The organism is Devosia sp. Micro-HW1 (assembly GCF_056341075.1).
Map to the genome: position 1 here is coordinate 2,883,012 of NZ_CP094375.1, position 19,238 is coordinate 2,902,249.

At 64.0% G+C, this 19,238-nt stretch carries 19 protein-coding genes; 5 read left to right on the forward strand and 14 right to left on the reverse strand.

Going from position 1 to position 19,238, the window contains the following annotated elements:
• Window positions 1–36 precede the first annotated feature (36 nt).
• Together MQW79_RS13865 and MQW79_RS13870 are read right to left on the reverse strand one after the other, a co-directional pair.
• On the reverse strand, window positions 37–789 hold the full coding sequence (locus MQW79_RS13865; RefSeq protein ID WP_476585055.1) for a M48 family metallopeptidase: 753 nt from the start codon (window positions 787–789) through the stop codon (window positions 37–39).
• A 276-nt stretch (window positions 790–1,065) separates the two neighbouring features.
• Window positions 1,066–1,527, reverse strand: coding sequence for a DUF2852 domain-containing protein (locus tag MQW79_RS13870; RefSeq protein ID WP_476585056.1), 462 nt, complete (start codon window positions 1,525–1,527; stop codon window positions 1,066–1,068).
• A 152-nt stretch (window positions 1,528–1,679) separates the two neighbouring features.
• Between MQW79_RS13870 and MQW79_RS13875 the strand changes: the two genes are divergently transcribed.
• Window positions 1,680–2,987, forward strand: a complete 1,308-nt coding sequence (locus tag MQW79_RS13875) for an ActS/PrrB/RegB family redox-sensitive histidine kinase (protein ID WP_476585057.1) — start codon at window positions 1,680–1,682, stop codon at window positions 2,985–2,987.
• A gap of 51 nt (window positions 2,988–3,038) precedes the next feature.
• Entirely contained in the window at window positions 3,039–3,590 is a 552-nt protein-coding gene (locus tag MQW79_RS13880; RefSeq protein WP_476585058.1) for an ActR/PrrA/RegA family redox response regulator transcription factor, read from the forward strand.
• Between the two features lie 145 nt (window positions 3,591–3,735).
• On the opposite strand, the gene MQW79_RS13885 is transcribed toward MQW79_RS13880, so the two are convergent.
• The 6 genes from MQW79_RS13885 to MQW79_RS13910 form a co-directional block, all read right to left on the reverse strand.
• Window positions 3,736–4,086: a DUF1428 domain-containing protein gene (locus MQW79_RS13885; protein ID WP_476585059.1), complete on the reverse strand. Its 351-nt coding sequence runs from the start codon at window positions 4,084–4,086 to the stop codon at window positions 3,736–3,738.
• A 118-nt stretch (window positions 4,087–4,204) separates the two neighbouring features.
• Window positions 4,205–5,233 carry a DUF2793 domain-containing protein gene (locus MQW79_RS13890; RefSeq protein ID WP_476585060.1) on the reverse strand — a complete coding sequence of 343 codons (1,029 nt, stop codon included), beginning with the start codon at window positions 5,231–5,233 and terminating at the stop codon, window positions 4,205–4,207.
• A gap of 69 nt (window positions 5,234–5,302) precedes the next feature.
• Window positions 5,303–6,145, reverse strand: a complete 843-nt coding sequence (locus MQW79_RS13895) for a metal ABC transporter permease (protein ID WP_476585061.1) — start codon at window positions 6,143–6,145, stop codon at window positions 5,303–5,305.
• A complete protein-coding gene (locus MQW79_RS13900; protein WP_476585062.1) occupies window positions 6,142–6,990 on the reverse strand; it encodes a metal ABC transporter permease in 849 nt (282 codons plus the stop codon). The genes MQW79_RS13895 and MQW79_RS13900 overlap by 4 nt, the downstream gene beginning before the upstream one ends.
• Entirely contained in the window at window positions 6,990–7,862 is an 873-nt protein-coding gene (locus MQW79_RS13905; protein WP_476585063.1) for a manganese/iron ABC transporter ATP-binding protein, read from the reverse strand. The genes MQW79_RS13900 and MQW79_RS13905 overlap by 1 nt, the downstream gene beginning before the upstream one ends.
• Complete coding sequence (locus MQW79_RS13910) at window positions 7,859–8,749, reverse strand: metal ABC transporter substrate-binding protein (RefSeq protein WP_476585064.1); 891 nt, start codon at window positions 8,747–8,749, stop codon at window positions 7,859–7,861. The genes MQW79_RS13905 and MQW79_RS13910 overlap by 4 nt, the downstream gene beginning before the upstream one ends.
• A 200-nt stretch (window positions 8,750–8,949) precedes the next feature.
• On the opposite strand from MQW79_RS13910, the gene MQW79_RS13915 reads away from it, so the two are divergent.
• The 3 genes from MQW79_RS13915 to MQW79_RS13925 all read left to right on the forward strand — a co-directional run bounded on the left by MQW79_RS13915 (window position 8,950) and on the right by MQW79_RS13925 (window position 13,124).
• Window positions 8,950–10,476: an alpha/beta hydrolase gene (locus MQW79_RS13915; RefSeq protein WP_476585065.1), complete on the forward strand. Its 1,527-nt coding sequence runs from the start codon at window positions 8,950–8,952 to the stop codon at window positions 10,474–10,476.
• 132 nt (window positions 10,477–10,608) lie between these two features.
• A complete protein-coding gene (locus tag MQW79_RS13920; RefSeq protein WP_476585066.1) occupies window positions 10,609–12,168 on the forward strand; it encodes an alpha/beta hydrolase in 1,560 nt (519 codons plus the stop codon).
• An 83-nt stretch (window positions 12,169–12,251) separates the two neighbouring features.
• Window positions 12,252–13,124: a glycosyltransferase family 8 protein gene (locus tag MQW79_RS13925; protein WP_476585067.1), complete on the forward strand. Its 873-nt coding sequence runs from the start codon at window positions 12,252–12,254 to the stop codon at window positions 13,122–13,124.
• Here the strand turns inward: MQW79_RS13925 and MQW79_RS13930 are convergent.
• From MQW79_RS13930 to MQW79_RS13955, 6 genes are all read right to left on the reverse strand, one after another.
• Window positions 13,121–13,930, reverse strand: coding sequence for a glycosyltransferase family 32 protein (locus MQW79_RS13930; protein WP_476585068.1), 810 nt, complete (start codon window positions 13,928–13,930; stop codon window positions 13,121–13,123). The genes MQW79_RS13925 and MQW79_RS13930 overlap by 4 nt on opposite strands.
• Before the next feature lie 110 nt (window positions 13,931–14,040).
• The gene (locus MQW79_RS13935) at window positions 14,041–14,931 is read right to left on the reverse strand and encodes a hypothetical protein (RefSeq protein ID WP_476585069.1); all 891 of its coding nucleotides are present in this window, start codon (window positions 14,929–14,931) and stop codon (window positions 14,041–14,043) included.
• Window positions 14,928–15,827, reverse strand: a complete 900-nt coding sequence (locus tag MQW79_RS13940; RefSeq protein ID WP_476585070.1) for an ABC transporter ATP-binding protein — start codon at window positions 15,825–15,827, stop codon at window positions 14,928–14,930. Before MQW79_RS13940 ends, MQW79_RS13935 begins: the two co-directional genes overlap by 4 nt.
• The gene (locus MQW79_RS13945; protein ID WP_476585071.1) at window positions 15,824–16,195 is read right to left on the reverse strand and encodes a GntR family transcriptional regulator; all 372 of its coding nucleotides are present in this window, start codon (window positions 16,193–16,195) and stop codon (window positions 15,824–15,826) included. The genes MQW79_RS13940 and MQW79_RS13945 overlap by 4 nt, the downstream gene beginning before the upstream one ends.
• Window positions 16,196–16,500: 305 nt before the next feature.
• Window positions 16,501–17,802, reverse strand: coding sequence for an NAD(P)/FAD-dependent oxidoreductase (locus tag MQW79_RS13950; RefSeq protein WP_476585072.1), 1,302 nt, complete (start codon window positions 17,800–17,802; stop codon window positions 16,501–16,503).
• A complete protein-coding gene (locus MQW79_RS13955) occupies window positions 17,802–19,163 on the reverse strand; it encodes a glutamine synthetase family protein (RefSeq protein ID WP_476585073.1) in 1,362 nt (453 codons plus the stop codon). The genes MQW79_RS13950 and MQW79_RS13955 overlap by 1 nt, the downstream gene beginning before the upstream one ends.
• Window positions 19,164–19,238: the final 75 nt, after the last annotated feature.

A 19,238-nucleotide genomic window follows, 5' to 3' on the forward strand; every position in this document is an offset into this window, starting at 1 on the left:
CGCGGCGATTGCGGCAGGATCGGGGCAGGAGCGGCCCTAACCCTCCACGCCGGGCGCCTGCCACGCCATCAGTTCGCGACCGTGTGCTTTTAGCCACGCTTTGCCTCGCCCCATATCGGGCAGGGTCCGCTCGACTGTCGCCCAGAAGGCGTCGGAATGGTTCATCTCGACCAGATGCGCCACTTCATGGGCGGCGACATAGTCGAGCACATGCGACGGCGCCAGGATCAGCCGCCAGTTGTAGTTGATATTGCCCGTGGACGAGCAGGACCCCCAGCGGCTTGACTGGCTTCTGAGCCGCACCTGCCTGACGGTGACACCCAGCCGCGCGGCGTGGTGTGCGCTCCGGGCGGTGAGTTCGTCCAGCGCTTCCTTCTTGAGCCAGTCATAGAGGCGACGCGGCTGGTGGGCGTCATCGCCCGGCACGCGCAGGATCGGGCCATCGGGCGTATGGGCGATGGCCACCCGACCCCGCAGCGCCCCGGTCGCTACGACAAGGTGCGGAACGCCGCGCAGGGGAATGGTTGCGCCCGCTTCGAGGCGCTGTGCCTGCGCCGCTCGCGGCAGGCGGGCTGCCAGCCAGTGGCGGTGGCGGTGCAGGAACGCCTCGGCGTCGGCCCAGCGTGCGCCGTCCGGCAGGGTCAGCAGCGGGCCCGAGGCCGGCAGCGACAGGCGGAAGCTGCGCGCCCGCGCGCTGACCTTGACGGCAATGCGCACCGCCACGCCGTCAATCTCGATCTGGGTCGCCGAGGGGGGCGTGAGTGTGCGCTGGCGCAGGAAAGAAAACATGGAGCTCATTATAGGGGATTCGGGCTCGGCCCGAAGGGCGTTTCCGTTGCCGAAACGAAACCGTGACCCTGGCCCCGACCGCTCACCCCACCCTCGTTCCCTCCCCATCAAGGGAAGGGATGCGCAGGGCCGCGACGTCAGTGTTCATCGTCCCCCTCCCCCTTGTGGGGAGGGATCAAGGGTGGGGTGCGTGAGGCAAGCGATCCCAACGAAAAAGGCGCCCCTTGCAGGGCGCCAGTTTGCCGTTGGAGGCAGGGAAGGCCTGGGGGCCGGCCGTTACTGGCCGTTATTGCCCCAGTTGTTCTGGTCGTTGGGCTTGTCGCCAAAACCCTGGCGATTGCCGCGATGCTCGTTCATGAAGCGATCGAACTCTTCACGATCCTTGGCCTTGTTGAGGTTGGCCATGTATTCGTGGAAGGCGTCTACCTCGGCGTCGAGACGGGCGCGTTCTTCCTCGAGGCGCTTGAGCTGTTCTGCGCGGTATTCGTCAAAGGCGGCATTGCCGGACGATTGGGTGAAGCCGGTACGGCCAAAGCCGTTGGTTTTGGTATTGCTGCGCACGAAAGAGCATCCCTTGTTCCAGTAGCGTTGAGCCTGCTCCGCAGAGCCGCCGAACTTTTCACCCCACAGGATGTAGCCGAGGACGGCCAGACCCAGGGGCCAGAAGATGATGAAGCCCAGAACCATGAGGGCTATGGTCAAAGGCGACCATTGAGGTTTGATGATTGCAGTGGTCATTGTGTTTCGACTCCCAGTCACGATGAGTCTCAGATGGCCCGCCCAACGTCAGGATCAAGCATGTGCCTGTCGATTTTTTGCGCTTGAAATGAGGCGCGAGCCTACCTATGCGCCACAGTTGAAGTCTGCCGCATACGCCCATGGAGCCCGGCATGAACGCCGAAACCTCGACTAGCCTGCCCCTGCCAGCGCATTGGCGTCCGCTCCGGCTGCAGACCCTGGTCCTGCTGCGCTGGCTGGCGGTGATCGGCCAGACCATCGGTGTTCTCTTCGTCAATTGGGGCCTTGGCTTCCCATTGCCATTGATGGCGTGCCTGATGCTGATCGGGCTCTCGGCGGGGCTCAATATCGGCCTCACGCTGCGCTTTGATCCCCATTATCGCCTCTCCTCCCGGGTTGCCGCCCTGCAACTGGCCTTCGACCTGTGCCAGCTGGGCGGGCTGCTGGCGCTGACGGGCGGGCTTGAAAACCCCTTCGCGCTGCTGCTGCTGGCGCCGGTTTCGGTGTCGGCCACGTCGCTGCCGCAGCGTCAGGCCTTTCTCGTGGCGCTGCTCGCCGCCATGATCGCCTCGGTGCTGGCGGTCATGCATCTGCCTCTGCCCTGGGAGCCGGGCGAACGCATCCTGTTCAACCGCATCTATGTCATCGGCATCTGGGTCTCGATCATCTGCGGCGTCGTCTTCATCTCGGCCTATACCAATCGTGTCGCCCATGACGCCCGCCAGATTGCCGACGCGCTGGCGGCCACCGAACTGGCCTTGTCGCGGCGCGAGCAGCTGTCTGCCCTCGACGGGCTTGCCGCCGCGGCGGCGCATGAACTGGGCACGCCGCTCTCCACCATTGCCCTGGCCGCCAAGGAAATGCGGGCCGAGGTGGAGAAGAATTCGGCCCTGGCTGAAGACGTGGAACTGATCATCGCCCAGGCGGCGCGCTGCCGGGCCATCCTCGCCAAGCTGCGCAATCTGGGCAGCGAACCGGCCGATCTCTTTGCCGAGGCGCCGCTGACCGACATTCTCGACGAAGTCGCGCGTCCCCATGAAGGGCGCGGCAAGGTCATCCTCTTCGATGCGGCCAATACATCCGGTCCCCCGCCGGTCTTTCCGCGCAGTGTTGGCCTGCTCTATGGGCTGGGCAATATCATCGAGAATGCCACCGATTTCGCGGCCCAGACGGTGCGCATTGAATCGAGCTGGGACCCGCAGACGATCAGCGTTTCCATCGTCGATGACGGCAAGGGCTTTGCGCCCGAACTCATTGCCCGGCTGGGCGAGCCCTATCTCACGAGCCGCCCGCGCGATCCGGGCGGCAGCGATGCGCATCAGCCGGGGGGATTGGGCCTTGGCATCTTCATCGCCAAGACGCTGCTGGAACGAACGGGCGCGCGCCTCACTTTCGACAATGCCGAACCCACCGGCCATGCGAGGGTCCGCGTCACCTGGCCGCGCAGCGCACTGGCCTAATGCCATCGCTGGGTTTTGACGGATTGTGCGCAAAGGCATATTGGAGAGGCCATGGATACGATCGAAGACCTTCTGGCTGCCGATCCAAGCATCTTGCTTGTCGATGACGACGCAGCTTTCCTGAGCCGCCTTGAACGCGCCATGGCGCGGCGGGGCTTTGAAGTGCGCGTGGCCGGATCGGTTGCCGAAGGCCTCGCAGCGGTGCTCGAGCGCCCGCCCGCCTATGCCGTGGTCGATCTGCGACTCGAAGACGGCAATGGGCTGGATGTGGTCTCGGCCCTGCACCAGAAGCGGGCCGATGCCCGCGCCGTGGTCCTCACCGGCTATGGCAATATCGCCACCGCCGTGACCGCGGTGAAGCTGGGCGCCATGGATTACCTCAGCAAACCCGCCGATGCCGATGATGTGATCAATGCGCTTCTCGCCACCGGCGAGGATAAGCCCGAGCCGCCGGAAAACCCGATGTCGGCCGATCGGGTACGCTGGGAGCATATCCAGCGCGTCTACGAATTGTGCGACCGCAATGTTTCCGAGACGGCGCGCCGCCTCAATATGCATCGCCGCACCCTGCAGCGCATCCTCGCCAAGAGGGCGCCGCGCTAAACGTGCCGAACCATTCCGCCGGCCTGCACCTCCCCCTTGGCAGGGGAGGTGGGCGGGAGTGCTACGACATGCCGGATGCTCCTGAAACACGCCTCCCCAGCCCTCCCCGTCAAGGAAGGGCGTCGCGCTAGGTGCGCGGGAAGTCCTACTTCGAAAACAGCGTCTCGAACCCGCCAAAAATCATGCGGCGGCCGTCGAAGGGCATGTCTCCGAATTCGGCCATGGCCTCTGGGGCCATCATCTTCTGCATTGCCGCGTCGCGCGTGGCCTTGTCGGGATATTCGATCCAGGAAAACACCACGACTTCGTCATCCTTGGCCTGCACAGCGCCGTAAAAGTCGTTGTTCTGCCCGTGGGGCACGTCTTCGCCCCAGTTTTCCACGACCCGCGTGGCGCCCCAGCTCTTGAGCAGGTCGGCCGCCTTGCTGGCATGGTCGATATAGGCCTGACGATTGGCCCTGGGCACGGCGGTGACCATTCCATCGATATAGGGCATGGGCTTTCTCCTTGTCATTGTCTCGCAAACGCCTGAGCTGGCAGACGGTTTCCCGGCCTGCCACCTCTGTGACGAATGGCGGCTTCAGCAATCGACATCGTCAGACGGAAAACGCGGTTCAGCGCTCCTCCAGCGCTTCCACGCGTTCCGCCAGTTCCTGCACGGCTTTTACCAGCGGGGCGATGAACTGGTCATAGCGCAGGGCCTGCTGGCTGTCGGCATCGTCGGGGTCGGCCAGCACGTGGCCGCCGAAATCCACCATGAGCCGTGCCGCCACTTCAGCCACCTGCTGGGCAATGAGACCATAATGCCGCCGGGCATCTCCACCCTGCCACTGGAAACGGACCGGCTCCAGCAGGCGGATGAAATCGAGGCCGAGATCGCTGGTCGTGACTTCTGTCTTGTGTCTCAGATCGGACGTCTGGATCGTGCCGGTTGCCGACCACACGGAAGACCAGCGCGCGCCACTGGCGCCCAGGGTGTGGGTGTTGTCGCCTGCGGGCCGCAGGATGCCTGCCACGGTCATGGTGGCGGTGCTGGCATCAAGGGTCACGGCATCGGTCCACGCCGCGCCGTCGGGGCTCACCTTGATGCGCCAATTGCTGTCGCCCATGAGGCCCATCTCGGCCCGGCCCGACCAGTTCGACTGGAACAGCAGGCTCGCCGTGTCGCTGCTGGCTGCCTTGTTGAGCTTGAGCTGATGCCCGGAACCGGCATGGTTGAGCAGTGTCGCGGCCGCCGATACCGAAAGGCGATTGGTGCCGTCGGCGCTGGCATTGATGCCCAGTTGCGGCAGGCCCGAACCGGTGGCCGCAACGATGACCCAGTCCGTACCGGAAAAAATGCGCAGCGTATCACTGGCCCGCTCAAACACCTGCCAGCCCTCGGCCGGATCATGGTAGGACCAGGCGCCGTCCTGCCAGGCGGCGATTTCGTTCGTATGCCCGGCCCAGGCGCCGGTTGCGCCCACTGGGACGATCCAGGCTTCGCCCGGCAGCGGGGTCAGGGGTGGAGTGGTGAGCGCGGCGCTTTCCACCACCGGCTGCACCAGCGCGTCGAGCCGGTTGAGGGCGTCATTGTGGGTTATGTGCTTGAGGGCCTGCCCGGCCATGATGAAGGGCAGGGAAAGGCGGGCTGTCTCGGTCATGAAAGGCTCCAGGGTTTTGCTGGGGCCAGTTTGCGGTGCGGCGGGGCGACGGGGATAAGGTGGCTAGCCCTAGACCGCCGCCACGGTCCGCCGCTGCGTCAGGACGAAGGCGACGATAAACGAGACGCTCATCAACAGCACGATAGTAGGGGCCGGAGCGCTGTCGAGGAAGAAGCTGAGATAGACCCCGACCAGGCTGCATCCCACGGAGACGCCGGTCGCCACAAACAGCATCACGCCAAATCGGCGCGTGATGAGGAAGGCGATGGCGCCGGGCGCGATGAGAAGGGCGATGACCAGGACGATGCCCACGGCCTGCAACGCGCCCACAATGGTCAGGGAAATCAGTGCCAGCAGCCCATAATGCAAGAGACGGGTATTGAGACCCATGGCGCCGGCCTGCTGCGGATCGAAGATGAACAGCATCAGGTCACGCCACCTGGCCAGGACCACGCCCACGACCAGGGCGGCAATGGTGAGGGCCAGCAGGATGTCGTCAGCGCTGGCGCCCAGCATGTTGCCGAAGAGGATGTGGTCCAGATGCACATCCGTGGTGATGGCCGTGTAGAGCACGATGCCGAGGCCAAACAGCCCGGCAAACACCACGCCCATGACCGTGTCTTCCTTGATGCGGGAATTTTCCTTGAGGAACCCCACCGACAGCGCGCAGACCATGCCGGCAATGAAGGCGCCGAGGCCCAGCGGCAGGCCCACAATATAGGCGATGACGACGCCCGGCAGCACGGCATGGGAGATGGCGTCACCCATCAGCGACCAGCCCTTGAGCACGAGAAAGCACGAGAGCAGGGCCGTGGGCACCGCGACCAGCACCGCGATGACCATGGCCTGCACCATGAAGGGGAACTGGAAGGGCCATGCCAGCCATTGCCATAGCGAAACGCCGTCCATCATGCGGTCTCCTCGGCGACGCGGCGGCGGGCGGCGAGCCAGCCATGCTTGGGGGCAAAGACAAAGGCGAGCAGGAAGACCATGGTCTGCAGCACCACGATGATGCCGCCGGTGGCGCCATCCAGGAAATAGCTCAGATACGCGCCAATGAAGGAGGTCAGGACCCCCAAGGCGATGGCGATGAGGATAAGGCGCGCAAAGCGGTCGGTCAGCAGATAGGCCGTGGCGCCGGGGGTGACGACCATGGCGATGACGAGGAAGGCGCCCACGGTCTGCATGGCCGCGACGGTTGCCGCGCTCAGCAGCGTGAAGAAGATCGCCTTGAGCCATGTGGTCCGCAGGCCGATCGATCTTGCATGGCTTTCATCGAAAAAGGTGACCATCAGGTCCTTCCAGATCACCAGCATGACAACAAGTGTCACTACCGAGATGATGACCAGTTGCAGCGTGTCCTCCGGGGTGATGGCGAGAATATTGCCAAGGACGATCGACTGGACGTCGACAGAGCTCGGCGACACCGAGACCATGAACAGTCCGAGGCCGAAAAAGCCCGTGAAGATGAGGCCGATGACGGCGTCTTCCTTCAGCTTTGTGCGCTGGCTGAGGAACAGCATGGCCCCGGCAGCAAGGCCGCCCGAGATGAAGGCGCCCAGTGAAAAGGGCAGGCCCAGCATATAGGCGCCGGCGACGCCCGGGACGATGGAGTGGGAGAGGGCGTCGCCGATCAGCGACCAGCCCTTGAGCATCAGATAGGCCGAAAGAAGGGCACAGACGCCGCCCACCAGGGCCGAGACCCACATGGCATTGACCATGTAATTATAGCCGAAGGGCTCGAGCAGGATCTCCATCAGGGATTGTCCTCCCGGCGGTTCTGCTGGGTTTCCCTTCCCTCCTCGCCGTAGAACACCAGCGGGCGCTCGTCATCGGTGAGGACAGAGAGGTGCCGCGGATCGTCGTCGGCATGCAGGCCCGGGCCCGAAAGCACGAAATGCCGGAGCACGCCGCCAAAGGCCTCTTCCAGCTTTTCGCGGGTGAACACGTCCGATGTCGGGCCAGCCGCCAGAACCGTGCCCTTGACCAGGACGGTACGATCGCAGAATTCGGGCACGGAACCCAGATTGTGGGTGGAAACGAGGATCACCTTGCCCTCGTCGCGCAGCGCCCGGAGCAGGGCGATGATGGCATCCTCGGTCTTGACGTCGACGCCGGTAAAGGGCTCGTCGAGAAGGATCACCTCGCCCTCCTGCGCCAGGGCGCGGGCGAGAAAGACGCGCTTCTTCTGCCCGCCCGACAATTCGCCGATCTGGCGCTTGGAAAAGTCCGTCATGTTGACGCGGGCGAGCGCGGCCGCGACCTTGTCGTGGTCGATAGGACGGGGGATGCGCAGCATGTTCATATGCCCGAAGCGCCCCATCATCACCACGTCCTCGACCAGCACGGGAAAGTTCCAGTCGACGTCCTCGGATTGGGGCACATAGGCTATTCTGTTCTGCCGTTGCGCCTGCCGGCCGGCCTGGCCGAGAATGGTGATCTCGCCCGAGACGAGCGGCACAAAACCCATAATGGCCTTGAAAATGGTCGACTTGCCGGCGCCGTTGACGCCCACGAGAGCGGTGATCGAGCCGCGCGGGGCGACGAAGCTGGCATGCTTGAGCGCCGTCGTGCCATTGCGATAGGCCACGGTGATGTCGTCAACGACAAGGCCCGGTTGGACGGTCATGGCGCCAGACCCGCGACAATCGTGCTGGTGGTGACCTCAAGCAGGTCGAGATAGGTGGGAACCGGACCGTCGGCCTCCGAGAGCGAGTCCACATAGAGCACGCCGCCATAGGTGATGCCGGTTTCCCGCGCCACCTGCTCGGCGGGCTTGGAGGAAATCGTCGATTCCGAGAAGATGGCCGGGATCTGGTTCTCGCGCACGGCGTCGATCACATTGCGCACCTGCCGGGGCGTGCCCTGCTGGTCGGCATTGATCGGCCAGAGATAGAGTTCCCTGAGGCCGAAATCGCGGGCGAGATAGGAGAAGGCACCCTCCGAGGTGACCAGCCAGCGCCGCTCCTCGGGAATGGCGGCCAGCGCTGCGCGGATCGGCTCCACCGTGGCGGTGATCTGGGCCGAATAGGCTTCCGCATTGGCGTTGTAGGTCCCTTCATTGGCCGGGTCTGCGGCAACGAAGGCGGCGCGGATATTCTCGACATAGACCAGCGCATCGCTGGGCGACATCCAGGCATGGGGATTGGGCTTGCCCTCATAGGGGCCTTCACCAATGCCGATCGGCTCGATCCCCCTGGTCAGGACAGCGCTGGGCACGTCGGGGAGATTGTCGAGGAACTGTGCAAACCACTGCTCGAGATTGAGCCCGTTCCAGAGGATCAGATCGGCGTCCTGCGCCGCGACCAGGTCCCCCGGGGTCGGCTGGTAATTGTGGATTTCGGCGCCGGGCTTGGTGATCGAAACCACATCCGCCGCATCCCCCGCCACATTGGCCGCCATATCGGCCAGGATGGTGAAACTGGTGACCGCCTTGATCCGGTCCTGCGCACTTGCCGGCAGGGCAAGCGCAAGCGGTGTGGCAATCAGAAGGGCGGTAACAAGGCGGCGGCGCATGAACAACTCCAGATGGGGTGGTGACAGAGGTAGTGCAATTGCAAGTCATTCGCAAGTAAGAGAATGCACGCGACGCGAAACGGTTGCGGCCGGACGCTTTTTGGGTGGCCGCGATAGGCACAGATGGGTGGGGACAGGCTTTTCGGGCGGTTCTATCGTCCCCCGAGCAGTCTCGGTTGCGTCCTAAAATGGGTGGCATGATGAGTGTAGACGTCTCCGGTCCCGAACTTCGCCGCCCCTGGTATCACAGTCTGTTCGCCGGCCTTTTCCTGGCACTGGTGGCACTGGGCGTTGCGCCCCTGGCCGGCGTCGATGTGCGCTGGAATGCCGCCAGCGACGGGGGCGGTCTCACCGCGGCGACGCTGTTCAGTGGTGTCTTTGCCATGGGCTGGTTGGTCTGGGCGCTGCTGCCCGCCAGGCCGGGTGGCAATTCCATCCGTCGGGGAGGCGTCGCCGGCGTCATCGTCGCCTGCCTGTCCTATCCCGTCGTGCTGCTCATTGCCGAGTTTTTCCAGGCCGACTGGCAGGCCGGCTCCGAAGCCACCGCCTTCTTCGCGCGGGTTGTGCAAACACTGCTCACATCACTCCTGGCCCTCGTCACCACCGGCTTTGCCGCCTGCCTGCTGCTGGCGGTGGCCGGGATCATTGCCGGTGCCATCGAAGGTTGGACTTCTCCCGTCTCGGCCGATGGCGTGCGGCGTAAGCCGTCGTTGGCGGGCCGCATCATCCGCATCCTGAGCTATATCGTCATCGGCTTCGTGCTGCTGCTGATGCTGAGCTTTGTCCTTCTCACCTTCCTGCCGGTCCGGGCGCTCGAAGCGTCGTCTTTCCCGGCGCCAGCCACCACGCACGACGAGGCCATGGCCGCTTTCGCCCGGATTGAGGCCGAGGAGGCGGGTATGGATCTCAATCCCCGCTGCAAGAGCAGCCTTCTCACCCATGGGCGCAAGGTCGAGCGGGTGGTCATCTTCTACCATGGCCTGACCAATTGCCCGGCCCAGGCCGAGGAACTGGCGCCGCTGTTGTTCGACCAGGGCTACAATGTGCTGGTGCCGCGCCTGCCTGGCCATGGCGCGGCCGATCCGCTGACCCTGGCGCTGGCAGATGTCACCGCCGAGGATTTCGTCACCACCGCCAAAACGGCGACGGCCATGGCGCATGGCCTGGGCGACGATGTCGTGGTACTGGGCCTTTCGGCCGGGGGCACGATCACCGCCTATCACGGCCAGTTCGACGCCGATATTGCCAGCGCGGTCTCAACGGCGCCCTTCCTCTCGCCCGGTGGCCTTCCCGGCTGGGCGGTGCGCGCCGGCACCAACCTGCTGCTCATCCTGCCCAACATGATGATGTGGTGGGATCCGAGCCACCCCTATGCCAGCCCGCCCATGGACTATGCCTATCCGCGCTTTGCCACGCAGGCTCTAGGCCAGGTCATGCGCCTTGGCATTATCGTCTCCGACGCCGCAGGCGTGGGACCGGCCGCGGCGACGCATCTGGGCATGCTGCTCAACGGCGCGGACCGCTCGATCAGCAATCCACAGGCCCAGGCGCTGGCCGCCAACTGGCAGCGCGAAGGTGCCATACCCGACTACCGCATGCTGCCCGAAGAGCTGGGCCTGCCCCACGATATCGTCGATCCGCGTCAGGCCGACGCCAATACCGAAGTGGTCTATCCCGTGCTGCTGGACATGGTTGCGGCCGCGCCCACCGGGGGAGCGCAGCCGTGACATGAGCCAGGCCTACAAACGGCAGGCCGGCGGGCCGCTACGGCGCCAGGACCGCTTCGCTGGCCCGACACCGAGGGTGCCGTCCTTACGGGCTGCGCTCCATGACGCCCACCCGAAACATGGTGCCTCAGCATGACGCTCGTGGAACAAGCCCAATCCGCCCGCAATACGCCCTACTTTCTCTGGACCGTACTGGCGGGGCTGGCCTTCGCCCTGACTGTGCTGGCCCTCGTGCCGCTGCTCGGCTTCCGCATCGGCGGAGCGGGATTTGACCAGACCGGCGCCATACCCTGGACGGTCTACTTCGCCGGTGCCTTCTTCTGTGGTTGGCTGGTCTGGCTGGTGCTGATGCCCAACTGGTCGCGGGTCAAACCCCTGGCCGGCGCCGGGGCCGGCGTGCTGGCAACCATCCTCGCCTATCCCGTCATCCTCACCCTAGACGAACTGGCCGGGCGCATCTGGGCTCCGGCCTATATGCCCCAGGGCGGGTTCGACAGCATCTTGTGGGTCACCATCCTCGGGGTCATGACCACGGGATTTCCGGCGACGATCTGCATGGGTCTGCTGGGATTCTTTGGCGCATGGAGCCTGTCCTCGCTCAGTCCGACCGGCGCCGCCAAGCTCTTCGTGCGCAGCCAGGAATCACCCTTCTGGAGCCGAGTGCGCTGGCTGGCCGCTGGCCTCACTGTCGTTCTTGCCGTGGCGCTGGCGGCAGGCTTTGCCTATCTGACGCTCAAGCCGGTCCCAGTGGAGGGGCTGACGACGCGGCCATCCCCGACAACGCCGGCCAGCACTTATGAGGAGGCCGTGGCCATGGCCGAGGCCGTGCATGCCCAGGAAGAGACGCTGGGCCTGCATGAACGCTGCTTTTCGCAATTGCAGGGTCACGGAAGCAAGACCGCCATTGCCGTCGTGTTTTTCCATGGCCTCACCTCTTGTCCGGCCCAGGGCGAGGCTCTGGCCCAGGGCATTTACCAGCTCGGCTACAATGTCTATCTGCCGCGCATGTACGGCCATGGCGAGGCCGATCCCGATACGCTGTCGCTGACCGAGCTGACGGCCGAGCATCTTGTCGACCTTGCCAATGGCGCCGTCGATCTGGCCGGCGGGCTGGGTGAGCGGATTATCGTGGTTGGGCTTTCGGCGGGCGGGACCACCACCACCTGGGCGGCGCAGAACCGCGCCGATGTCGCCGAGGCCATTCCCGTCTCGCCCTTCCTCGGGCCCTATGTCATCCCGCCCTGGGCCACCCATGCCGCCATCAACCTGGTATTGTCGCTGCCGGATATGGTGTTCTGGATCAATCCGCTCGCCCCCTCGACCGAGGTGGCCCCTGCTTTTCCCTCCCCCCGCCCATCGACCCATACCCTGGCCGAGATCATGCGGCTGGGCTATTCGGTCATGCTCGATGCCGAAACCATTCCGCCTTCCGCCGAGGCGATCTCGGTGCTGCTCAACGAGGCCGATTTTGCCGTCAGCAACGAGCTGACCCGGCGTCTGGTCGACAGCTGGCGCGAGAACGGACAGGACGTGGTGGTGCGGGCAATCGAATTCTCCAATCACCTGCCGCATGACCTCATCAATCCCGACGAGATCTTCGGTGACACCGATCTGGTCTATTCGCTGCTGGCCGGCATGGTCGAGGGGGACGATCTGGCCGAACTGCCCGCCGGTGTCAGTGCGACCGAATGAGTGTTGACGCTGGCCCTCGGGCATGAAAAAGCGAGCCCGTCCGGCTCCGCAGGGGTGCGGCAGACCGGAGCGGGGGCGCAGAAATGGCCATGCATATTGCTTTGACCTTTGACGACAATTTCTGGGCGCCGGCCTTTGCCACCATGCGTTCGGTGTGCCTGTTCACGCATCGGCGCGAGGAGCTGGTATTTCACCTCTGTCACCGGACGCTGACCGACGAGCACAAGGCCGATCTCGCCGCCATTGCCGACGAATTCCCGGTCAAACTCTTCTGGTACGATCTCGACCAGTCCGAAATGTTCCGCGACATTGCCGCGCGCATGCCGGAGAACAAGCGGCTCTCCAACATCGTCTATGCAAGGCTGATGATCGACCGCCTGGTCGGTCCCGACGTGGAGCGCATCCTCTATCTCGACTGCGACATGCTGGTGCGCGATGACGTGGCCTGGCTCTTCGACCTTGATCTCGAAGGCAATGCCATCGCCGCGGTGCGCGACACGATCGGCGACATTATTACCGGCGGCAAGGATTTGCGCGGCAATGCCGACCTCTTCAATATGGCCGACTACTACTTCAATGCCGGCATGGTGGTGATTGATCTCCAGCAGTGGCGCGAGGCCGATATTATCGGCCGCATGGAGGCCTATCTCGCCTCCGGCGTCATGCAGCGCATCTATTATGACCAGGATCTGCTCAACCTGATCTTCAGGGGCCGCTGGCTGAAACTGCCCTGGCGCTGGAACACCATCCACGCCCGCGCTTCGCATGAATGTTTCGACCCAGCCATCCTGCACTATACCGGCAAGAGCAAGCCCTGGGGCGTGCTGGTTGGCCTGTTCCAGGCCGTGGCCTTTGCGCGGCTCTACCGCCACGTCATGACCAATGACCTCTTTTACCGCTTTGCCCGCCACCGCTGGAAGCGTCGCTGGCTCAAGCGCCTGCGGCTCGCCCGCTAACGGACAGAACCGGGATCCAGTCCTTCGGCGGCGCAGAGGGCGGCCAGCGCACTGCCCGTCTCCGGTAGCGGCAGGCCGGCGCGGCCGCGATCGGTCAGTTGGCTGCGCCAGAGGTGAATGCCCAGCGTTTCCGGCGTCACCGCTGTTTCAAGGCTCGATCCCGCCTTCATCAGTGCCGGTATGCCCTCATAGGGGACGGGATAGAAGGTCGCCGCAGGGCGAACTTGGCCGTTGAGGCCATGGGCGGCGACATAGTGGGTCAGGGCCATCGGGCCGGTGGCACCATATTGCATATGCTCGGGCGTTACCCGGTCGCCGACCAGCCTGCGGATTGCCACTTCCATGCGCCGCATCGGCGGCAGGTGCGGTTCGAGGAGCGGCCTTTTAGTCTTTTCGAAAATGGCGATGAGATCGTCGAGCAACGGCGCATGCGCCGGGATATGCAGCACCGCGCCATTGACCGAGCCGGGCCGCTCCCAGGCGAAGAGGTAGTCGGGCGGCCCCTCGATGGGCTTGACGCAGTAGACGTCGAGATCGGCATAGACACCGAGGCTCATGCGCAGCACCGCATAGCGGAAGTGGTCCGAGAACACGCCCGGCGTGCCCTTGCCCTTGTAGAAAACCAGCTTTTCGCGCGGCAGCACGTGCCGCGCATCGCGCCATTCGGAGCCCTCGGGCAGCGTTTCCATGGGTTCATAAGAATAGACATGGACCGGATGGCCGCGCCTGCGGAAGGCGGTGATGCACAGCACTTCGAGCCAGCTCAGGGGGCCGTGCCAGAAACTGACAATGGTGGGCAGGGTCATGACTTGCTCGCGCCGGATCGGTGCTGGGCCTCTAGCATGCGCCGACCCAAGAGAAAACCGCCGCACCCATTGAGGATGCGGCGGCGGAGGCTTTGCATGGGATTGGGCGATCAGTTGGCCGGGGCCCGCCGGCGGTATTCGGCGGCCAGGTACAGCACCACCACGGCAAAGACCGCGCCGATGCCGACCTGCAGCCAATCGAACTTCTGCAGGAAGTCGGTGATGAACAGCGTCGAGTTGAACGGCTCCTGACCTTCGAAGACCCGGTCGAGATGGGCTTCTGAAACCGGCAGGGTGGAGCGATAGGTCAGGAAATTCCAGGTATGGGTGGAGAAGGGGTGAAGCCCTCCCAGGGTCACCCATTCAAGCGCCGACACCACGGTGGGCAGCAGCAGCGCCAGCGGAATGGCCCACCGGCCGACCATGCTGCCCATGGCCCCGACCAGCGCCATATAGGGCAGATACCACAGGAGCCCGCAGACCAGCACCACGAGGAAGACCAAGGCCATCTGCCCGAAAATGCCGACAATCGCCCCGAGCAGTTCCGGCGTGCCGAGGCCGGCGATCATGGCGGTGACATAGGTCACGCCGAACAGGATGGAGAGGCTCACCAGCGCGACGCCAAAGACGGCGCCGGGCAGGATGGTGAGAGCCGCCGTCAACTTGCTCAGCAGCACCTTGAAGTCGGTGACCGGCATGCTCTTCCAGAACAGCATGGCATTGTTGCGCTTGTCGGCGGCAAAGCCATCGGCGCAGTAGAAGAACAGCACGAAGCCCAGATAGGCGAGCCAGGCGCTGGCCAGGCCCGCAAAGCCGGCTTCGAAGACCCAGGTGGGCATCACGAAGGACAACTGGCCGGTCATGCGCGTGTCGAGCCGGTCGACGCCGAAGGCGAGGAGCGTCAGCGCAAAGACCACGCCCACCAGTACCAGCGGCGCGATGAAGAAGGCGCCGCGATGTTCGATGAACTCGCGGTGCACAAGGGCGAAGAAGGCCTTCATCGGGCGGTCTCCGGATTGGCCGTGGGCCGCTGCATCAGCGCCACGAAAAGATCGGAAATGGTAGGCGTGGAGACCCGGCCCAGCGGCTCGAGTCTTTCCCGTTCGACGCCATCGAAGATGAACACGGTCTGGCCGAAACGGGTTTCCTCATAGACCGGATTGAGCGCGCGGGCCTGGGCCTGCGCCTCGGGCGTATCGGCCACAAGCTGCGAAAATTTCTCGCTCACCGTTTCCATCTGCATATGCAGGATCAGCGACCCGTCGCGGATGAACACGATGTCGGACAACATGAACTCGATCTCGTCCACCTGGTGGGTGGTGATGATCAGCGTGCGCTCCTCGGTCATGTAGTCTTCGAGGAGGCGCCTGTAGAAGCGCTTGCGGTAGGTGATGTCGAGCCCAAGGGTCGGCTCGTCGAGCACCAGGAGCTTGGCGTCAATGGCCATGACCACGGCCAGATGCAACTGGGCGATCATGCCTTTCGAGAGCGTGCGGATCTTCATCTCGGGCCTGATGTCGGTACCCTCGAGGAATTGCCGCGCCTTGTCCTGGCTGAAATTGGGATGAATATTGGTGAGGAGCGCAAACAGCTCGCGCACCCTGAGAAAACGCGGCAGGCTCGCCACGTCGGAAATGAAGGCGACATTTTCCATCAGCTGGGCACGTTTCGCGAACGGGTCTTCGCCGAGCACCCTGATCGTGCCTTCATAGCTCGTCAGCCCCAGCATGGCATTGAGCGTCGTGGTCTTGCCCGCGCCATTGTGGCCGATCAGCCCGTAGATCCGCCCCGCCGGAATGTCGAAATCGAGATTGTGCAGGATCTGCTTGCCGCCGAAGGACTTGGAAAGGCCGCGGGCCGAAACGATGGGGTCGGTGGAAAGGGAAAGCTCGCTCATTTTGTCTGCCCTTCAAGCTTGGTGTCTTTCTCGACCAGGTCCTTGAGGTCCAGGTCCAGCGCCTTGATCTGCGCCGCGATGCGCGGCCAGTCTTCCTTTAAGAATTTCTCGCGCTCATGGGCCAGAAGCCCCGCCCGCGCACCTGATGTCACGAACATTCCCAGTCCCCTGCGTTTCTCCACCACACCGATATCGACGAGCGCTTCGAAGGCCCTGGTGACCGTCAGTGGATTGACCGAGAGGTCTGCAGCAATCTGGCGCACCGAGGGCAGAGCATCGCCCTCATTGACCTGACGCTTGAGGATCATCTCGATCAGCCGCTGCCGGATCTGCACGAATATCGGCTGGCTGGTATGAAAGTCATCCATGTGTCTTGCCTATATAGTGTGCTACTAACCTAACACACTAAATCGAGGTGTCAATGGGGCTGTGTGAGGGTTGGCGGTTCAGGCTACGAAGCGAAAAAATACACCGTACCGCCCTCGGGCTCGACCCGAGGGCCGGCCCGAGCGTTTCAGATGCAAAGTTGGTGCACGGTGAGAGCGGCCCTCGGGTCAAGCCCGAGGGCGGAGCCGCGTATGTGGGTAAGCCAACCCGTCACCCTCAATGTCGCTGCGCGCAGGGCGCCGCTACCTTGGGAGGTGCCGGGCTGGTGATCACCGACGCGCCGGTGCTAAATCCCCAGGCGGTCCTTCAGCGCATACCACCACGATCCCAGCGTTGAATATTGCGCGCGGAACATGCGCCCGCCGGGAAAGGGGATCCAGGGCAGGCTCGCAAATGTATCGAAGCGGCTCATGTCGCCCCGCACCGCTTCGCCGAGGATGCGGCCGAACAGGTGCGAGCCGGTGACGCCGTGACCCGAATAGCCATGGGCGAAATAGACGTTGTTCCCAAGGCGCCCCATCTGCGGCACGCGCGAGAAGGAGAGGGCAAAATTGCCGCTCCAGGCATAGTCAATCCTGACGTCCCGGAGCTGCGGATAGACCTTTTCGAGATTGGGCCTGAGCTTCGCCACGACATCGTCCGGGTCGGTGCCGCCATAGACCACGCCGCCGCCAAAGATCAGCCGGTGGTCGGCCGAGAGGCGGAAATAGTCGAGGATGTAGCGCACATCCTCGACGCACATGTCTGTCGGCAAGAGGGCCCGGGCGAGGTCCTCGCCCAGCGGTTCGGTGGCCATCATCTGGGTCGAGACCGGCATCACCCGCGAGGTGAGCTCCGGTACGACATTGCCCAGATAGGCATTGCCGCAGACAATGGCCGTATTGGCGCGCACCCGCCCCTTTTCGGTATGGACGGTGGCCCCGGCGCTATCCTGCTCGACCCTGGTCACGGGCGAGCGTTCATAGATGACGCCGCCCAGGCTTTCGAGTGCTGCCGCCTCGCCCAGGGTGAGATTGAGCGGGTGCATATGGGCGCCCGAGCGGTCGATCATGCCGCCCTCATAGACGTCCGAGCCGATATGCTGGCGGATCTGTGCCTTGTCGAGCAGTTCATGGTCATGCATGCCATGGCGGGCCCAGAGCGCCTTCTTGGCCTCCAGTTCCTCCATATGTTTGGGCGTGTAGGCAGCGTAGATATTGCCGCGCTTGAGATCGCACTGGATGCCATAGCGCTCTATCCGGTCATAGATGATGCCGGCGCCTTCCTGCAAAAGGCTGCCGACGAAATTGGCCGTTGCGGCGCCATAGCGGCGCTCGATCGTGCCCAGGCTCGCATTGAGCCCGTTCACCACCTGCCCGCCATTGCGACCCGAAGCCCCCCAGCCGACCTCGGCCGCTTCCACGACCACCACCTTGTAGCCATGCTCGGCCAGGCTGATGGCGGCCGAGAGGCCGGTATAGCCGGCGCCGACCACGCAGATGTCGGCCTCGGCATAGCCTTGCAGCACTTCTGGCGTGCGGACGATGTTTCGCGAAGCGGCGTAGTAGCTGGGCGGATAGGGCGATCCGGCATTGGGCGTTTCGGCCATCACACCACCTCGAGATAGGCTGAAAATTCAAGATCGGTGACCTGCGAGGCAAAGCCGGCAATTTCCTGCCTCTTGCAGGCCACGAACAGGGAATGGAGCGTTTCGTCGAAAATGCGCGGCACCATGTGGCCATCCTCAAAGGCGTTCACCGCCGAAGCCCAGTCGGCCGGCAGCTTGGGCAGGCGTTCCGAATAGGCGCGGCCCTTGAAGGGCTTGGGCGGCTTGACCTGGTCCTCGATGCCGACAAGAGCGGCGCCGAGAATGCCGGCCAGCACCAGATAGGGATTGGCATCGGCCCCCGCCACGCGATGTTCGATGCGCCGCGCCCTGTTGTTGCCGCCCGGAATGCGCACCGCCGTGGTGCGGTTCTCATAGCCCCAGGAAACCGCGCTGGGCGCATGGGTGTCGGGCCGCAGACGCCGGTAGGAATTGAAATGCGGGGCAAACAGCAGCGTCGTCTCGGCCATGCCCGAGAGCAGGCCACCCACGGCGTGATGCATCACATCCGAGCCGCTTTCCGTGCCATCGTCGAAGACATTGTTGCCCGCCGCGTCATTGAGACTGAAATGCACGTGAAAGCCATTGCCCGAACGGGCACCATAGGGCTTGGCCATGAAAGTGGCGACCAGATTGTGCTTGCGCGCCACGCCCTTGACGATGCGCTTGAACAGCACGGCGTCGTCGGCCGCCTTGAGCCCGTTGGTATGGAGCAGGTTGATCTCGAATTGCCCGATGCCGTTTTCCGCCACGGCCGTGTCGGCAGGCACATTCTGCTGCGCGCATTGGAGATAGACGTCGCGAAAGAACTCGCCGAAATCCTCCAATTCGTCGAGCGAGAGGATGGCGTCGGAATCGAGCCTCTTGCCGGTATAGGGCGAGATCGGCGGCTGGGCCGAATCGGCGTTCGGGTCGACCAGGTAGAATTCGAGTTCCGTCGCCACGACCGGCTCGAGTCCGTGCTCGGCATAGCGCCTCAGCACATGGGCCAGCGCCTGGCGCGGATCGCCCAGAAACGGCGTGCGCGCATCCTCGAACATCCAGAGCGGGATCATGGCGCTGGGCCGCGTGGTCCAGTTGATGGGCAGGGCGCCACGCCCGGTGGGGCTGCAGATGCCGTCGATATCGCCACTCTTGTAGACCATCGGGTTGCCCACGATGTCTTCGCCCCACACATCCACGCCGACAATCGAGAGCGGCATGCGAATGCCGTTGTCGGCAATGCGCCGGGCCTGGTCGATGGGGATGCGTTTGCCGCGCATGATCCCGTTGAGATCGCAGACGGCGGTATGCAGCACTTCGATTTGGGGATTGTCCGCCAGCCAGCTGACGATGTCTTCGTTTACGGTCGTTGCGGAACTCATGCCTGTCCGTCGCCCTTTTTCTGTGACATGACTTTAGCCTAGCAGGAGCGGGCGGGAAACGGGAAGGGGAGGGGT

What these genes read in the sequence shown, in the direction of transcription:
- MQW79_RS13865 (WP_476585055.1), bottom strand. Translation starts at nt 789, where the DNA reads ATGTTTTCTTTCCTGCGCCAGCGCACACTCACGCCCCCCTCGGCGACC.
- MQW79_RS13870 (WP_476585056.1), bottom strand. Translation starts at nt 1,527, where the DNA reads ATGACCACTGCAATCATCAAACCTCAATGGTCGCCTTTGACCATAGCC.
- MQW79_RS13875 (WP_476585057.1), top strand. Translation starts at nt 1,680, where the DNA reads ATGAACGCCGAAACCTCGACTAGCCTGCCCCTGCCAGCGCATTGGCGT.
- MQW79_RS13880 (WP_476585058.1), top strand. Translation starts at nt 3,039, where the DNA reads ATGGATACGATCGAAGACCTTCTGGCTGCCGATCCAAGCATCTTGCTT.
- MQW79_RS13885 (WP_476585059.1), bottom strand. Translation starts at nt 4,086, where the DNA reads ATGCCCTATATCGATGGAATGGTCACCGCCGTGCCCAGGGCCAATCGT.
- MQW79_RS13890 (WP_476585060.1), bottom strand. Translation starts at nt 5,233, where the DNA reads ATGACCGAGACAGCCCGCCTTTCCCTGCCCTTCATCATGGCCGGGCAG.
- MQW79_RS13895 (WP_476585061.1), bottom strand. Translation starts at nt 6,145, where the DNA reads ATGATGGACGGCGTTTCGCTATGGCAATGGCTGGCATGGCCCTTCCAG.
- MQW79_RS13900 (WP_476585062.1), bottom strand. Translation starts at nt 6,990, where the DNA reads ATGGAGATCCTGCTCGAGCCCTTCGGCTATAATTACATGGTCAATGCC.
- MQW79_RS13905 (WP_476585063.1), bottom strand. Translation starts at nt 7,862, where the DNA reads ATGACCGTCCAACCGGGCCTTGTCGTTGACGACATCACCGTGGCCTAT.
- MQW79_RS13910 (WP_476585064.1), bottom strand. Translation starts at nt 8,749, where the DNA reads ATGCGCCGCCGCCTTGTTACCGCCCTTCTGATTGCCACACCGCTTGCG.
- MQW79_RS13915 (WP_476585065.1), top strand. Translation starts at nt 8,950, where the DNA reads ATGAGTGTAGACGTCTCCGGTCCCGAACTTCGCCGCCCCTGGTATCAC.
- MQW79_RS13920 (WP_476585066.1), top strand. Translation starts at nt 10,609, where the DNA reads ATGACGCTCGTGGAACAAGCCCAATCCGCCCGCAATACGCCCTACTTT.
- MQW79_RS13925 (WP_476585067.1), top strand. Translation starts at nt 12,252, where the DNA reads ATGGCCATGCATATTGCTTTGACCTTTGACGACAATTTCTGGGCGCCG.
- MQW79_RS13930 (WP_476585068.1), bottom strand. Translation starts at nt 13,930, where the DNA reads ATGACCCTGCCCACCATTGTCAGTTTCTGGCACGGCCCCCTGAGCTGG.
- MQW79_RS13935 (WP_476585069.1), bottom strand. Translation starts at nt 14,931, where the DNA reads ATGAAGGCCTTCTTCGCCCTTGTGCACCGCGAGTTCATCGAACATCGC.
- MQW79_RS13940 (WP_476585070.1), bottom strand. Translation starts at nt 15,827, where the DNA reads ATGAGCGAGCTTTCCCTTTCCACCGACCCCATCGTTTCGGCCCGCGGC.
- MQW79_RS13945 (WP_476585071.1), bottom strand. Translation starts at nt 16,195, where the DNA reads ATGGATGACTTTCATACCAGCCAGCCGATATTCGTGCAGATCCGGCAG.
- MQW79_RS13950 (WP_476585072.1), bottom strand. Translation starts at nt 17,802, where the DNA reads ATGGCCGAAACGCCCAATGCCGGATCGCCCTATCCGCCCAGCTACTAC.
- MQW79_RS13955 (WP_476585073.1), bottom strand. Translation starts at nt 19,163, where the DNA reads ATGAGTTCCGCAACGACCGTAAACGAAGACATCGTCAGCTGGCTGGCG.